14 protein-coding genes are annotated in these 15,876 nt (G+C 54.5%); 6 read left to right on the top strand and 8 right to left on the bottom strand.

The features are described 5' to 3' along the window. Positions 1 to 387 precede the first annotated feature (387 nt). From QEN58_RS14685 to cfa, 3 genes are all read left to right on the top strand, one after another. On the top strand, positions 388 to 1,878 hold the full coding sequence (locus QEN58_RS14685; protein ID WP_280104364.1) for a SulP family inorganic anion transporter: 1,491 nt from the start codon (positions 388 to 390) through the stop codon (positions 1,876 to 1,878). A gap of 20 nt (positions 1,879 to 1,898) precedes the next feature. Beyond that, a complete protein-coding gene (locus tag QEN58_RS14680; protein WP_280104363.1) occupies positions 1,899 to 2,756 on the top strand; it encodes a universal stress protein in 858 nt (285 codons plus the stop codon). 204 nt (positions 2,757 to 2,960) lie between these two features. After that, positions 2,961 to 4,121, top strand: coding sequence for a cyclopropane fatty acyl phospholipid synthase (gene cfa, locus QEN58_RS14675; RefSeq protein WP_425270289.1), 1,161 nt, complete (start codon positions 2,961 to 2,963; stop codon positions 4,119 to 4,121). Here cfa and QEN58_RS14670 read toward each other — a convergent pair. The 3 genes from QEN58_RS14670 to crcB (QEN58_RS14660) are packed head-to-tail and all read right to left on the bottom strand — an operon-like array spanning position 4,118 to position 5,896. Beyond that, positions 4,118 to 5,089: an arsenic resistance protein gene (locus QEN58_RS14670; protein WP_280104362.1), complete on the bottom strand. Its 972-nt coding sequence runs from the start codon at positions 5,087 to 5,089 to the stop codon at positions 4,118 to 4,120. The genes cfa and QEN58_RS14670 overlap by 4 nt on opposite strands. Before the next feature lie 22 nt (positions 5,090 to 5,111). Next, a complete protein-coding gene (crcB, locus tag QEN58_RS14665) occupies positions 5,112 to 5,498 on the bottom strand; it encodes a fluoride efflux transporter CrcB (protein ID WP_280104361.1) in 387 nt (128 codons plus the stop codon). Beyond that, positions 5,495 to 5,896, bottom strand: coding sequence for a fluoride efflux transporter CrcB (gene crcB, locus QEN58_RS14660; protein WP_280104360.1), 402 nt, complete (start codon positions 5,894 to 5,896; stop codon positions 5,495 to 5,497). Before crcB (QEN58_RS14660) ends, crcB (QEN58_RS14665) begins: the two co-directional genes overlap by 4 nt. Positions 5,897 to 6,066: 170 nt before the next feature. Between crcB (QEN58_RS14660) and QEN58_RS14655 the strand changes: the two genes are divergently transcribed. Further along, on the top strand, positions 6,067 to 6,921 hold the full coding sequence (locus tag QEN58_RS14655; RefSeq protein WP_280104359.1) for a universal stress protein: 855 nt from the start codon (positions 6,067 to 6,069) through the stop codon (positions 6,919 to 6,921). A gap of 11 nt (positions 6,922 to 6,932) precedes the next feature. Here QEN58_RS14655 and QEN58_RS14650 read toward each other — a convergent pair whose 3' ends face one another. After that, entirely contained in the window at positions 6,933 to 8,129 is a 1,197-nt protein-coding gene (locus QEN58_RS14650; RefSeq protein ID WP_280104358.1) for an MFS transporter, read from the bottom strand. A gap of 76 nt (positions 8,130 to 8,205) precedes the next feature. After that, entirely contained in the window at positions 8,206 to 9,891 is a 1,686-nt protein-coding gene (locus tag QEN58_RS14645) for a 2-isopropylmalate synthase (protein WP_280104357.1), read from the bottom strand. Positions 9,892 to 10,093: 202 nt separating this feature from the next. On the opposite strand from QEN58_RS14645, the gene QEN58_RS14640 reads away from it, so the two are divergent. Further along, the gene (locus QEN58_RS14640; protein WP_280104356.1) at positions 10,094 to 10,579 is read left to right on the top strand and encodes an Lrp/AsnC family transcriptional regulator; all 486 of its coding nucleotides are present in this window, start codon (positions 10,094 to 10,096) and stop codon (positions 10,577 to 10,579) included. Between the two features lie 72 nt (positions 10,580 to 10,651). After that, on the top strand, positions 10,652 to 11,011 hold the full coding sequence (locus tag QEN58_RS14635) for a RidA family protein (protein WP_280104355.1): 360 nt from the start codon (positions 10,652 to 10,654) through the stop codon (positions 11,009 to 11,011). 4 nt (positions 11,012 to 11,015) lie between these two features. On the opposite strand, the gene QEN58_RS14630 is transcribed toward QEN58_RS14635, so the two are convergent. From QEN58_RS14630 to QEN58_RS14620, 3 genes are read right to left on the bottom strand one after another with little or no spacing between them, the layout of a single operon-like run. Beyond that, positions 11,016 to 11,879 carry a MurR/RpiR family transcriptional regulator gene (locus QEN58_RS14630; protein ID WP_280104354.1) on the bottom strand — a complete coding sequence of 288 codons (864 nt, stop codon included), beginning with the start codon at positions 11,877 to 11,879 and terminating at the stop codon, positions 11,016 to 11,018. Further along, a complete protein-coding gene (locus tag QEN58_RS14625) occupies positions 11,869 to 13,635 on the bottom strand; it encodes a two-component system response regulator (RefSeq protein ID WP_280104353.1) in 1,767 nt (588 codons plus the stop codon). The genes QEN58_RS14630 and QEN58_RS14625 overlap by 11 nt, the downstream gene beginning before the upstream one ends. Then, on the bottom strand, positions 13,632 to 15,869 hold the full coding sequence (locus QEN58_RS14620) for a GAF domain-containing hybrid sensor histidine kinase/response regulator (RefSeq protein ID WP_280104352.1): 2,238 nt from the start codon (positions 15,867 to 15,869) through the stop codon (positions 13,632 to 13,634). The genes QEN58_RS14625 and QEN58_RS14620 overlap by 4 nt, the downstream gene beginning before the upstream one ends. Positions 15,870 to 15,876: the final 7 nt, after the last annotated feature.

The raw sequence follows: 15,876 nt of genomic DNA, 5'->3' as shown, positions 1-15,876 counted from the left end.
AGTAGCGCGGGGTGCAACCAGGTGGAATTGCTGATAGACTCCTGCGGCTTATAACGACGCGATGATGTAGATTCGCGTTTTACTGACAGCAAGGCATAACGGTAATGATCTTTTCACGTTTATTGCAGGTACTACCTGTTTCAGGGCTGATGACTCCGCCCTAGGTTTTTCCCCTCCTCAAGCGATACGTCGGACACGTTCATTGCGTTGTCACGGCGTTACGGTTCGCTATTGCCACTCTTCTGCCGATTGGCGGACCCAATATTTGATTGCTCCAGCACTGACTCATTGGTCTTTTATTGCACGCCATGAATGCGTCGCTGCGTTGCGTCAACGGTTTTGATTATCTCGTTGTTATTCTTTCAATCCCCAACCAGGACTCTCTGCATGTCTCTTTTCAGTAAGCATGAGTGGTTTTCCAATATAAAGGGCGACACGCTCTCGGGCATTGTAGTAGCGCTCGCATTGATTCCCGAGGCGATTGCCTTCTCGATTATTGCCGGTGTTGACCCTAAAGTCGGCCTCTACGCCTCTTTCTGTATCGCGGTAGTCATCGCCTTTACCGGTGGTCGTCCTGGCATGATTTCTGCCGCTACCGGAGCCATGGCGCTGCTGATGGTGACGCTAGTGAAAGAGCATGGGCTCGAGTATCTGCTGGCAGCAACGCTGCTCACCGGTGTACTGCAGATTGTTGCGGGCTATCTGAAACTCGCGGATTTGATGCGCTTCGTGTCGCGCTCAGTGGTGACCGGGTTTGTAAATGCGCTGGCGATTTTGATTTTTATGGCACAGCTACCGGAATTGACCGACGTCACCTGGCACGTCTATGTAATGACGTTGGCGGGCCTGGGCATTATCTACCTGTTCCCCTATTTACCCGTCATCGGAAAATCAGTTCCCTCGCCGCTAGTCTGCATTGTGGTGTTAACCGTGGTGTATATGGTCAGCGGCATGGATATTCGCAGCGTGGGTGATATGGGTGAACTGCCCGATACCTTGCCTATGTTTCTATGGCCAGAAGTGCCCTTAAACCTTGAAACATTGATGATCATCTTCCCCACCGCGATCATGCTGACCGTGGTAGGCCTGCTTGAATCCATGATGACCGCCACTATTGTTGACGACCTCACCGATACGCCGAGTAATAAAAACCGCGAATGTAAGGGCCAAGGTATCGCCAACATTGGTGCAGGTTTAATGGGCGGTATGGCGGGCTGTGCCATGATTGGACAGTCGGTGATCAATATTAAATCCGGTGGACGTACGCGCCTTTCGACACTCATAGCAGGTGTTGTGTTGCTGCTAATGGTGGTCTTTTTAGCCGATTGGGTATCACAAATTCCCATGGCGGCGCTGGTAGCGGTAATGATCATGGTGTCGATTGGTACCTTTAGCTGGGAATCGATCCGGGATCTTAAAAAGCATCCGATAAGCACCAATATTGTCATGCTGGCAACGGTTGCGGTTACGGTTAGTACGCACAACTTAGCTATTGGTGTATTTGTTGGTGTACTGCTTGCTGCACTGTTCTTTGCTAATAAAGTGGGCAACATTCTCTACATCGGCTCAAAAGAGATTGAGGCTGGCAAGGAGCGTGAATATCAGGTAGTAGGTCAAGTATTCTTTGCCTCTTCCGAGCGTTTTACGGCCGCTTTCGATCTCAAGGAAAGTATTGATAAGGTGAGGATTGATCTTTCCCGTGCACATTTCTGGGATGTGACTGCTGTCCAGGCACTGGATCGGATCGTGATTAAATTCCGTCGTGAAGGTACCGAGGTAGAGTTGGTGGGCTTGAGCGAAGCCAGCGCAACGGTAGTGGATCGCTATGCAGTACACAACGATCCCGAAGCGGTTGAAAAGCTGATGGGCGGCCACTGAACCAACGCATGGAGAGCGATATGACAGATCAAGTATTAGCCGCGATTGACGGCTCCCAGTTTTCGGAAGGCGTCTGCGATTATGCAGCCTGGGCCAGCTTGGCGATGGATGCACCGTTAACCTTTGTGCATGTGGTCGACAATCACTCGGAAGTACCCGAAGAGCAGAATCTTTCCGGCAACCTGCGTTTTGGCGCCCGCGAACGGCTGATGAAAGAGCTTTCAGAGCTTGATGAGCAGCGCGCCAAGGTGAATCGCGAGCAGGGCAGGCTGATGCTGGAAGCCGCCAAAGAGCGGGCGATTGAGGATGGGGTCAGCGACCCCGTTACTCGTCAGCGCAATGGCACCCTGGTAGAGAGTTTGTTAGAGCTTGAAAAAGAGGTGCGTTTGCTGGTGGTGGGTAAACGCGGTGAGACCGCCCACCAGGCCAGTAGTCATCTTGGCTCTAACCTTGAACGGGCGGTGCGTGAACTGCACCGTCCGATCCTGATGGTGCCGAAAACCTTCAAGCGACCTGAAAAGATCCTGATGGCCTTTGACGGTAGCAAAACCGCCCGTAAAGGCGTTGAGATGCTGGCTCGTTCACCGTTATTCGCAGGCACCGAGTGCCATGTACTGATCGTCGGTGCGGAGACGGCCGAACGCCGCTCCGAGCTTGATTGGGCGTTAAGCACATTGCGCGAAGCGGGCCATCAAGCTGAAGGCGCTATTCGTGCTGGTGAGGTAGACGAAGCCCTACAATCCTACGAAAAAGAGCACAGTATCGATCTGCTGGTGATGGGCGCCTACGGGCACTCGCGTATTCGCCACCTGCTGGTCGGAAGCACCACAACGGCCATGCTGCGTGGTAGCCGCATACCGGTGCTGATTTTGCGCTAAAACTCAACGGCAGCACATAACCGTTTAGCTCGCTTTGCGTATTACCTTCGCAGCCGGCCTTCTCTTCTTGAGTGTGCCGGTTTTTTAGTACCTGCAGTGCATAAAATTGGTCTCTATCAAATGATGCTAATGTTGCAATGCGCTTCTATGCTAATAGTCAGGTTGTTACCTATTCACTCACTGGAATAGCGCGAGGAGCCTGCTGTGAACATGCCTTTGATGGAAAAACCGCCTGTTGGCTTCGATGAAGCTTCGACTTCCCACCGCTTTGTTGCCGAGCTATTGGCCCAAGCCGATATTCAGCTCGACGGCAGTCGACCATGGGATATCCAGTTGAATGCACCCGGCGTTATTGATAGCGCTCTTTCGCGAGGCAATCTTGGGCTTGGCGAAAGCTATATGAAGGGTGACTGGGACGCTGACCGGCTTGACGAGTTGTTTTACCGTTTAATGCGTGCCCGGCTCGGGCAGCGTATCAAGCCCACTCAATTGGTTTATCACTCGCTGCGTTCGCGCCTGTTGAATCGTCAAACGGCGAAGCGAGCCTGGGAGGTGGGCGAAAAGCATTACGACCTGGGTAATGACTTCTACGCGGCCATGCTCGATCAGCGCATGACCTATACCTGTGGTTACTGGAAGCATGCTCGAACCTTGGACGAAGCCCAGGAAGCCAAACTCGACCTCGTCTGCCGTAAATTGCAATTAAAGCCAGGTATGCAGGTACTCGATATTGGCTGCGGCTGGGGTAGCTTTATGGCCTACGCGGCGGAGCACTATGGTGTTGAGTGCGTAGGTTTGACTATCTCCAAAGAGCAAGCGGAGTTTGGGCAGCGGTTGCTCAAAAAGGGCTTGCCAGTAGAGTTTCGACTGCAGGATTACCGAAATGAAAGCGAGCAGTTTGACCGTATTGTCAGCATCGGCATGTTCGAGCATGTAGGGCATAAAAATTATCGTGAGTATATGGGCGTCGTTAACCGCTGCTTAAAAGAGGATGGGCTGTTTTTGCTGCATACCATCGGCAAAAGCTTAAGCAACACAGTGACTGACCCTTGGATTGATAAGTATATTTTCCCCAATGGCGAGCTGCCCACCTTGGGGCAAATCGCGGATGCTGCTGAAGCACTGTTCGTGGTGGAGGATGTGCATAATTTTGGGGCTGATTACGACCGCACCCTGATGGCGTGGCACGATAACTTTGAGAGGCACTGGCCGACATTTGAAAGCCAGTATGGCGAGCGTTTCTATCGTATGTGGCGCTACTACTTGCTGACGTGTGCCGGTGCTTTCCGGTCCAGGGAAATTCATCTTTGGCAGCTGGTGATGAGTAAGCAGGGAGTGCTGGGAGGATACTCTCGTGTTAGTTAATCAGAGGTTTCCTCGGCTTCCGGCAGTAACTTGCTGGGCACCCAGCGTAAAAACGCCACCATACCAAATAGCTCTACCAGTGATTGAAACACCACCACCACGACCGCTGCTTGCCAGGCGCCAGGTAGCGTTAGGGCGATGGGCAGTATCACAAAGGAGTTACGCGTCCCAAAGCTAAACGCTAGCGTTCTAGCGCTGGCGGTGGGCAGTTTAAACAACTTGCCAAGCCCCTTACCCAACAGTGCCGCAAAGAGTAAAAAACCGATAAAGATAAATACCACCTGAATCAACACGCGGCTAAGATCGAACACAGTGTTGACCTGGGAGGCGGCAATCATAAATACCACCAAGGCCAGTAAGGGCACTGGCAGTAAACCCAGGTAATGCACGGTGTGTTTAACTGCCTTGTGGTGCTGGGCTATGTACTCGGTTAACCAAGCGAGTGCTAAAGGCGTGAGAATAAGTCCTGCAAAAGCACTAAGCAGCTCTCTAGAGAGCGTAAGTCCAAACCACTCACTACCCAAGAATAGCCACAAATAAATGGGTAACGTGACCATCTGTACCAGCAGCAGTAGCGGGGTGGCGGCAACTGCCAGAGCACTATCGCCCTTGCCTAAATGCGTAAAGGTAATAAACCAATCGGTGCAGGGCACCAGCAGTACCAGTAAAACGCCTGCCATTGCGGCGGGAGAAAGCGGCAGCCAAATAACGGTCATGGCTAGAAAGGCTGGAATGGCAATAAAGTTACCGACCATCAGCGCGGCCATAAAGCGTGTGTCCGCGAAGCTACGGGCAACGTGCGGTAAAGGAATTTGCGTAAAGGTCGCATAAAGCAGCACCGCTAGCAGCGGCCATAAAAAATGCGCCAGCGGCTCAGCGAATTGCGGTGCTCTGATGCCTAACGCTAGGCCTAAGCCAATGGAAGCCAGGTAGAGCCAAGATTGATGCTTTTCCATCTGATTGCGCATGTGGCTCCCGTGGGTGACTGTGCTAACGAGAAAGCGCCATGCGCTCACCCACCACGGCGGCGCCCAGCCAAAGCGGTAGGCTGACCACGATATAAACCAGCGCCATACCAGGGCGGCCCAACTGCACTAGATGCAATGTCTCTAAGCTAAATAATGAAAAGGTGGTAAAGCCGCCGCAAAATCCGGCGACTAATAACGGTTGGAAATGAGCTAGCTGGCCGTTGGGGTATCGCGAGAGGGTGGCCGCCAACCAGCCGATTAGGCAGGAGCCCAGTACGTTAACGATGAGGGTTCCCCAGGGAAAATAACCCCCTAGTGCTGCCTGCGATAATAGCGAAACAGCGTAGCGCAGCGCGCTGCCCACGCCGCTACCGATACCCACCGCAAGGTAAGCCTTCCAGGCGCTCATAAGGTCGCTCCTGACAATGAAGCGCCTGACAACACCCAGCCAAGCGTGACCATGGCTAAGCCAAGCAGCAGCGTGGTACCCACGTTAACGCCGGCGCGGAATTGCTGGCCGCCCTGCCATAGCTCAATGGTCTGCAAGCTAAAAGAGGAAACGGTGGTGTAGCCACCCAGTAAACCAGCGACTGTGAACAGCCATAAAGGCGAGGGGGCGCTGGCGATACCTAGGCTGCCGAGTAGCCAGCCCGCTAGAAACGCGCCGCTGGCGTTAACTGCCAGCGTTCCCCAGGGAAAGGCCTTACCGAGGGAGCGTGCGAGTAGATTGGAAACCGCAAACCGGCTCATACCCCCCAGCGCGCCGCCTAATGCGACTAACAGTACGCTTGTTAAGCCATTTTCCATGCTTTCCCCCTTAGGCGGCCACTCCAATAGGCCGCTAAGTTTAGCATGTACGTTTTCTAGCGTCCGACGCCGGCAAAACGTTTTAGGGTGTCGCGCGTCAATGAGTTCGTGTAGAAAAGGTCGAGAATATAACAACAATGTTGATGCACCCGCTCAAGGAGAAGTAACCCATGTCAGATCGCGTGTTGGCAGCTATCGATAGTTCTCAGTTTTCAGAAGGTGTGTGTGATTATGCGGCCTGGGCCGCCAAAGCGCTGGATGCCCCGCTTAGTTTTATTCATACAGTCGATAACCATGCCCAGGTAGCCGAGCCCGATCTAACCGGTAACCTGGGGTTAGGTACCCGAGAACACTTGCTGGAACAGCTGTCAGACATTGAGGAGCAGCATGCAAAAGTCTCCCGTGAGCGTGGCCGCCTGCTACTCGACGCCGCCAAGGAGCGCGCGACAAACGCGGGTATTGCCGACCCCCAGTGTTTACAGCGCAACGGCACCCTAGTGGAAACCCTGGTCGAGAACGGAAAAGACGTACGGCTTTTGGTGGTGGGTAAGCGTGGCGAGACGGCGCACCAAGCCAGCGGCCATTTAGGCTCCAACCTTGAGCGCGTGGTGAGGGAAATGCACCGGCCGATTCTCATGGTGCCGAAACAGTTTACTCAACCGCATAACGTGCTGATGGCGTTCGACGGCAGCAAAACCGCGCGTAAAGGCGTGGAAATGCTGGCCAAAAGCCCACTGTTTGAGGGCGCCACCTGTCATGTCGTGATTGTGGGCGCGGAAACCGCTGAAAATCGCTCGCAGCTAGCTTGGGCACTGGACACTTTACGCGAGGCTGGCCACACCGCTGAAGGGGCTATTCGCGCGGGCGAAGTGGAAGAGACCCTGCGTAGCTATAAGCAAGAGCATAATATCGACATGTTGGTGATGGGTGCCTACGGGCACTCGCGCATTCGTCACCTGCTGGTTGGTAGCACCACTACCACTATGTTGCGTAAAGCCCAGCTACCGGTGCTGATTTTGCGCTGATTGAGGCACTTTTATGGCTCAGCCGGGATAGTGGAGGCTTCCCGCAGTACGCGCTGGGCCAGTAGCCAACCGGCGATGATAAACACCAGCATGCCCAATAGAAGCGCACGAAACGAAGCGCCTGCGCTGATGGCTAACCCCAGCACCGCAGGCGCGACGCCGGTGGAGAACACCATGGCAGCGCTCAGCGCGGAGCGAACCCTCCCTAGGTGCTCGGCTCCCCACAGCTTGATCAGCAGGCCTGAGGCAATTAGCTCTTGTGCGCCCATGGCTAAGCCACCGCCCACCATCAATGCCCAAATGCTGATATGCCCGCCAATGGTGAGTGCCATCAGCATGGCAAAGGCGTAGGGGAGTAGGTAAAGGCGGGCAAGCTTTACGGGCCCCAATTTATCCACCCAGCGGCCACCGAGAAGCGCCCCCGGCAGTTTGGCGATCCCCATGCCGGTCAGCGCCAGAGCATAAATGGCCAGCGAGCTATCTAGGGCTTCGGTTAATTGGGCTTGATAAATAAACAGCCCCGTCATGGTGATGGGGAGTGCCATAAGTAGCGGCATTAGCAACCAAAAGCGTTTTTCGCGAAAAGGGCGAGGACCGTGGGGCGTTTGTTTTGTCGGTTTAACGCCCGGTGCGCTGGGCCATGGGGCTTTCAGCAGCAGCCATAGCCAAGGCAGGGCGATGACGCCACACAGCAACCACCAGAAGGTTTGCCAACTGCTCCAGATGAGCGCCGCAGCCACTAACGGGGGCAGCAGCGCTTCACCCAACGGAATACCTAAGTTAGCCAGCCCAATGGCACGGCCGCGCATGGTGGAAAACTCTCGGGCGGCGAGCGTGTTACCCACATGGGTCAGCATGCCCTGCCCGCATAGCCGTACTATGCCAAGGCCGATTATCCCCAGCCACCACCAGGGCGATAAGGTAAGCAGAAAAACGCCGGTTAATAGCAGCGACAAGACGATAGCGGCAAAACGCCGTGGGTTGATCCAATCAATTGACGGCCCAAAGCGCAGCATGCAGAAGCCTGCTATCAGCGTAACCAAAGCGTAGGCGGTGCCAAACTGGCCGACACTAAGCCCCAGGTGGGCCGAAATGGGCGCTTGAAAGAGACCAATAAAGTAGCTCTGCCCAAGGCTTGAGCTAAACATCGCAAGAATAGCGATACTGAGTACGCTGCGGTGATCGCGCAGCAGGGTGCGGTAGCCCATCGAATAGTCCCTTACGCGATCAAATTTCAACCTGCCCTAGCACCCCTTTAACCAGAGTTGTATTTCTAACTGAAATTTAAGCTTCGGCGGCAGCTTCTTTCTGCTGGTGCAGTTCAGTTGCCTGAGCTGCGTTAATGCCTGACAGCAGCGCCTTAAGCGATGCACTTACAGTGTCGCTATCCTCGGCAACTGCGCAGAGCCGCTGGCCATCGATATTGAGCTGAACGAAGGCAATGGCATTGGCCTCACTGCTGGCACCAAGGGAGTGCTCGCTGTAATCGATAATCCCTAGACTGCTGCCGGAGTGGCGTTGCCAGGCATCGGTAAACGCCGACATCGCGCCGTTGCCCTTGCCCGAAAGGCGTAGTGTTTCGTCACCCTGTTGCAGCGTTAGCTCAATGCCTTCCTGCTGACCTTTGGATAGCTGGTAATCCACAAGAGATAAGGGTGCTTCCTGGGTGAAATTATCGAACATCACCTGGCGAATCATCTCGCTGGAAAGTTCGCTGGCGCGCTGTTCACTCTCCTTCTGCACATAAGGTGCCAAGGCCAGCATCATCCAGCGCGGCAGGTTAATGCCGTAATCCCGCTCAAGCAGAAAAGCCATACCGCCTTTGCCAGATTGGCTATTGACGCGGATGACGGCCTGGTAGTCGCGGCCAATATCATGAGGATCAATCGGCAAATAGGCGACTTGCCAGGGTTCATCAGGCTTCTGGTGCTTGAGTGATTTACGTATCGCATCCTGGTGGCTGCCCGAGAAGGCGGTGTAGACCATTTCGCCTACCCAGGGGTGGCGTGGGTGTATGGCGATACCGGTGCACTCGTTGACCACCTGAATAATTTCATCAGGATTGGAGAGATCCAGTTCAGGATCGATGCCCTGGCTGTAGAGGTTCATCGCCAGAGTGACGATATCCATATTGCCTGTGCGCTCGCCATTGCCCAGCAGGGTGCCTTCCACTCGCTCGGCGCCCGCCAGCAGGGCGAGCTCAGCAGAGGCCACCGCGCCACCGCGGTCGTTATGGGTATGCACCGAGATGATCACACTGTCGCGGCGGCTAATGTGTTGGCAGAAGTATTCGATCTGGTCGGCGTGATGATGGGGCCCCGCCACTTCCACCGTGGTGGGTAGATTAAGAATGCACTTGTTGTCTGGCGTTGGCTGCCAGACATCCATCACCGCCTCGCAAATCTCCAGCGAGAAATCGATCTCGGTGCTGGAAAAACTTTCCGGGGTGTACTCGAAACACCAATCGATATCGGGGTATTGATCGGCGTAGGTTTTGACCCAGGTAGCCCCCTGAACCGCGATATCGACAATCCCGGCGCGATCCATCTCAAACACCCGCTCGCGCTGAACGGTGGAGGTGGAGTTATACAGGTGAACAATGGCACGCTTGGCACCCACCAGCGAGGCAAAGGTCTTTTCAATCAGGTGTTCACGGCACTGCACCAGTACCGCAATGGTGACGTCATCGGGAATTTGATTATCTTCGATCAGCCAGCGCACGAAGTCATAATCGGGCTGGCTGGCCGACGGAAAGCCTACCATGACTTCTTTGATGCCCACTTTAACGATCTGCTGCCAGAAACGCTGCTTTTGCTCAACGGTCATCGGCTCAAGCAGCGCCTGATTGCCGTCGCGCAGGTCTTCGCTCACCCAGATCGGGGCGTGCGCTAGATCGCGATCCGGCCATTGGCGGTTGAAGGCAGGCACGCGGGGCGCAGGGCGATATTTGCGATGATCGAAAGCAGGCATGGCGGTGTTCCTAAAGTAGTGGTCGTCACAGTGTTGTAGATAGCGGCTGCTTATGGCGGCCGTGCTGCTGATTCGCTGCTTTTGGCAGTTCAAATAGTGTAAAGGGTTTGCCGCGCTAGGTTCTTGCGAAGATAGGTTGGATGGAGTGATAATTAGCAGAGTATATCTTTTAAGTAAATTTTTTTAGCAGGAGCTGCTTTCTATGGCCGTAACCCCGCTTGTGTTGGACCGTTTTGATCGCCATATCTTAGATATAGTGCAGTTAGAAGGGCGCATTAGTAATCAGGAGTTGGCGGATCGTATCGGGCTTTCACCTTCGCCCTGTTTGCGCCGAGTGCGGGCCTTGGAAGAGCATGGCCTTATAATGCGCTACCGTGCGGAGGTCGATTCCCGCCAATTGGGCTATCAGTTAATGGCGCTACTGCATATTTCCATGGATCAACACACGCCGGAGCGCTTCGATAATTTTGAGCGCCATATTCGTGAGATCCCCAACGTCATCGAGTGCCTGATCATTACCGGTCAGGCGGCGGATTTTCAGCTTAAAATCCTGGTACGCGACATGGACGACTACCAACACTTGCTGCTGCATGTGATTAACCGCATCGAGGGTGTGACCGGTGCGCACACCAGCTTTGTGTTACGACGAGTCTTTGAGCATCGCCCGGTGCCTACGGATCGGGCTTAATCAACTACTCATGGTCAAGGACAATGTCGGCGGTTTAGACTGCTGTTTTTCAACCTGCTAGGAGTTTTTCCTATGACGATTCAGCGCCACGATACGAAAGCCCGTATGAGCCGTGCGGTTATTCATCAAGGTGTGGCCTACCTGTGTGGCCAGGTGGCTGGCCCAGAGGCCCGTGAGGGGGATATTACTGCCCAGACGGAAAGCATGCTGGCGCGGGTGGATGCGTTGTTAAAAGAGATTGGTTCAAGCCGAGAGCAGCTGCTTAGCGCGACGGTTTATCTAAAAGATGGCAGCGACGTGGCCGCTATGAACGAGGTATGGGATGCCTGGGTGCCGGAAGGCTACGCACCGGCGCGCACCTGCGTTTGCGCACCGCTACCCGCCGATGAGCTCAAAGTGGAAATTACCGTTACTGCTGCGGTTAGCAGCTAACGATTCACTTCCCAGGCTTTTCCACCGGAAAGCGGGTGTCGCGCAGGCTATCTTTGATCTTCTTGAGGTGGGGTAAAAAGTCTTCACCACGCCTCAAGGTCACTCCAGTGGCTAGCGCGTCAATCAGCGTTAACTGAATTACCCGCGAGGTCATCGGCATGTAGTGGTCGGTGTCTTCAGGGGTAGCAACATCCAGGGTGGCAGTGCACTCGTTAGCCAGCGGTGAGTTGGGCGCGGTTATCCCGAGTACGACGGCCCCGGCATCTCTCGCCAAACGGGCGATATCCACCAGCTCCCGCGTGCGCCCGGTGTAGGAGATAATCACCACCACATCACCTGTATGGCAAGCGGCGGCAACCATGCGTTGCATCAACACATCGATGTAAGCCATCACCGGCAGGTTGAAGCGGAAGAACTTGTGCTGGGCATCCTGGGCCACCGCACCGGAGGCGCCCAAGCCAAAAATGTGGATCTGTTTGGCCTGGGTGAGGTAGTCCACCATGCGCTCAACGGCGCCCATATCGATTTCGCGCTGGGCTTCATCGAGGGCGGCGATGGTAGCGCCAAAAATCTTATGGGTGTACTGGGTGGCGGTGTCGCCAGGTTCCACTGCTCGAGTCACATAGGGCGTGCCACCGGCTAAACTCTGGGCCAGTTTAATTTTAAAATCGGGATAGCCCTTGGCACCAAAGTTACGGCAAAAGCGATTAACAGTGGGTTCGCTGACGCTTGCCGCCTGAGCGAGGCTGGCAATGCTTAGACTGGTGGCGACCGTCGGGTCTTCAAGAATTACATTGGCGACTTTACGCTCGGAGCGGTTGAGTTCTTCTAAGCGTTCGCGTAAGCGGTCAAGTAAGTCATGAGCCATTAACGGTCTCCGTGTGAGGGGTAGAAAAAAGCGGTTTCCATTCGCTGCACCAAGACACAAATGCCTCTGCAGGCAGCGGACGGGCGTAGAAGTAACCTTGCGCTGCTTCACAGCCGATAGAGCTTAAATAGGCTGCCTGGGCTGAGTTCTCGATGCCTTCCGCCACCACATCGCAGCCCACGCTGTGGGCAAGCTGGGTAATGGTTTGGGCCAGTTGGCGGTCAATTGCGCTGGTTTCCAAGTCCATCACAAAGGCGCGATCTATTTTGAGCGTCGAGAACGGCAGCGTTTTAATATACGCCAGCGACGATTGACCGGTGCCAAAATCGTCGATGGCGACGGCGATATCCATGTCAGCCAATTGGGCAAGCTGCTGACGGGCATGGTTCATATCGCTCATCAGCCCCGACTCGGTTACTTCCAGGGCCAGGAAGCGCTGGGGAATCTGCCGCTGTTCAAGGCGAGCAAGCAACTGTTGGGCAAAGTCCTTACGGGTCAACTGACGAGCGGCCACATTCACCGCAATATGAAAATCGTCATTGAGCAGCCCTTGCGCCCGCCAAGTGCTGATATAGCGCATGGTTTCATCCAGCACCCAATCGCCTATGCAGAGAATATCACCGCTGGCCTCTGCCAGCGGAATAAATTCGCCAGGGGATATAAACCCAAACTCCGGATGCTGCCAGCGTAGTAGCGCTTCCGCGCCGAGAATCTTGTGGTCAGCCAGTGATAGTTTGGGCTGGAAGGCGAGCGACATCTCGCCACGCTCGGTGGCACCACGGATGGCCTGCTGAATATGTAGCCGATGCCGCTGCTTGGTCTCGAGCGCGGGTGTGTAGTATTGAACCTTTAGCGATTCTAGAGGAGGTAGTGCTAACGCGGCCATATGCACCAGCCGTTCCGTCTCAAAATAGCCAGATTCGGCGCTAATGCCGATACGTGCGCTGAGGGGAAGTAAAAGCTCTCCCAGCGCCTGATCATTTTCGAAACAGACGAGTAGCTGCTCGGCCAGGTGCAGCAGCTTGTCTGGGGTTGCTGTGGGGGTAATGACGAGCAGCTCGCTTCCCCCCCATAGCCCTAACAGACACTCCGCGTCGAGCTGTTGACGAAGCCGCTGGCTAATGAAACGCAGTAGCTGATCGGCAACCCGGTAACCGTGCAGGCGCACCACGTCATCGAGCTTATCAATAGCGATAAATAGTAGCCCTGTGCCCGAGGCCTGAAGAGCCGCGGCGTGGAGCGCTTGGCTTAATCCACGGCGGTTGGGCAACTGGGTAATGGGGTCGGTGCGAGACTGGCGGTCTAACTCCTGGGTGCGCTTGGCAACCATAAGTTCGAGAGTGTCGACCTGCTTCTCGCGTACTTGGTAGCGGTGCTCAATGTTTAAGGTATTACGGATGCGCTGTAAGACTTCATCCTGCTTAAAAGGCTTGGTGATAAAGTCACGTACACCCATGGCTAGCGCGCGCTGGCGAGTGGCGTCATCAATTTGGGCGGTAAGCACAATAATCGGTGGCATCTGCTCGGCAAAATACGTACTGAGCTGTTCAATGACCGCGTAGCCGTCTAAATGCGGCATGCGAATATCCAGCAGCAGTAGGTCAGGTAACTGGCGCTGGCAGTGGGGGAGCACCTCGCGGGGGTCGTTGATCCCGTGGATATTCTCAAACCCATACTCATCAAGAAGATCGAACATGAGCTCGATGTTAATCGTGCTGTCATCCACTATTAACAGGTGTTTTTCAGTAAGGCTCATGGTTCCTTCCCTGACGCAGTCTGAATAAACTGAGCGATGGTGGCTTTTAGTTTATCAAGTTCAAGCGGTTTGGTGAGATAGGCGTTAAAGCCTGCTTCCAAACCGCGCTTTATGTCGCCTGGCATGGCATTGGCCGAGAGGGCGACCACTGGCAACGTTTGCAACTGTGGGTCGCGGCGCATTGCTTCCAATGCCTGATAGCCGTTCATGCCCGGCAGATGGATATCCATTAGTACCAAAGCAGGCGAGCAGTGACGCATTATTTCCAGGCCAATTTCAGCGCTGGGTGCAATTTGCAGCTTGATGTCGCCTATCTCTTCGATAATATCTTCCATTAGCCGCTGATTGTTGGGGTTATCTTCAATATAGAGCAGCGTAAAGGCGTTTCTGGGCTGGGTATGAACCCAATGGGGCGGAGGGACTTCGTTAGCGGCGGCGTCTGCGTTAGCCGTAGGCAAGGTAAACCAGAAGGTGGCACCTTGGCCTAGCTGGCTATCGACGCCCATTTCTCCGTTCATACGCTCGACTAGCTCGCGGGTAATCGCCAGGCCAATACCGGAGCCTTCTATGCTGCCGCCTTCTGCATCAAGACGATTAAAGGGTTCAAAAAGCTCGTGCTGGCGTTCAGGTGCAATGCCAGGGCCGGTGTCGGTCACGCTGATGCGTACATGGTCAACTAAGTGGGCCACGGCAATATCGATTGAGCCGTTGGCACCGTTGTACTTAATCGCATTGGAGAGCAGGTTTAACAGTATCTGTTTGGTGCGCGTGTAGTCGGCGTTAACCTGCCATTGGTCATTGGGCGAGGTGTAGCGAAAACGAATGCCTGCCGCCTCGGCGCTGGCTTCCAAGGTGGAGCAGGCGTCGTTAAACACGTTGGTGAGAATAATCGGTTCGATGGAGAGCGTCATATGGCCTGCTTCGATCTTGGCCAAATCCAGCACTTCATTAATTAGGCTAAGCAGATGCTGGCCACTTCTCTCGATGTGCAAGACCTGGCGATGCTGCTTGTCGCCCAGCGGTTCCCGGCGGCTATTGGCCAGTATTTGGGCAAAACCGATGATGGCATTGAGCGGTGTGCGTAGCTCGTGGCTCATGGACGAGAGAAATTCACTTTTCGCCCGGCTGGCAGTTTCCGCCTGGTCTCTAGCGGCAGCCAGATCGCCCATGACCTGTTCACGCTCGGCCATTTGGCTATAAAGATTGATCAGCAGTGCACAGGTATCGGTAAACGGCTGAAGCCAATCCAGCAGCGCTTGATTCAGCGGCTGTTTGCTGTTGGCAATAGCGTACATGCCGATTAACCGTTCACCGCTGAAAATAGGCACGCCGAGGTAGTTATGCAGTGGCGGATGCCCTGAAGGGAAGCCGCCACGTTTGATGTGACCATGGACATCATTCGTCATGATCACTTCACCATACGCAAATACGTTGCCAAGCAGCGATTTAGGGTTAGTGAGGGTCATATCGCCGCTGCGCAGCCTCTCCATTAGGTGGCGCGACTCCTCACTCCATGACAGGTCTGTGATGGCATGAATTTTAAGGGCATTGGTGGTGTTGGTAGGCAGGACTTCACCTATCAGCGCGTAGCCGCTATCGGTAAGCTCACGCAGCGCCTCCATTAGAAATACCCACAACCGTTTTCCCGACATCAGCGCTGGATAATCGGTAATACCTTGGTGGAGTACTTTGAGCAGTTTCTGCTCTTTATGCATCCGGTGGGCAGTGTGGGCTAGTTCCAACTGCAGCTTGTGTAGGCGAAGTAGCTCTTCAGCCTGACCGGCTAAACTACCGAGTAGCTTTAAATCACGTTCGCTGAACTGACGAGGCTGCTGGTCAATGATACACAGCGTGCCAACGGCCATGCCATCCAGAGGCCTTAGTGGGTAGCCTGCGTAAGAGCGGATATGCGGTGAATCTGTGACCAGTCGATTGTCTGCAAAGCGCGCGTCTTTATGGGTGTCTTCAATGACCAGCGGTCCATCGTGGGCGATGGCATAGGCGCAGAACGAGACTGTCCGCTCGGTTTCACACACCTCAAGCCCTTGGTGCGATTTAAACCACTGGCGCTCTTTATCCACTAACGACACTAAGGCAATGGGCACATCGAACAGGTCACGGGCCAGTTGCGTCAACCGCTCAAAAGCCGTGTCTTGAGGCGTATCGAGTACCTGTAGAGTATGCAAGGCCGCCAGACGCTGTGTTTCATTATGATGAGTATCTGGGGATTGCATGGCCTTT

Source organism: Halomonas alkaliantarctica, from assembly GCF_029854215.1.
Classification (GTDB): domain Bacteria; phylum Pseudomonadota; class Gammaproteobacteria; order Pseudomonadales; family Halomonadaceae; genus Vreelandella; species Vreelandella alkaliantarctica_A.
The sequence above is the reverse complement of the archived record's forward strand: the minus strand, read 5'-3'. Positions and strand labels throughout refer to the sequence as shown.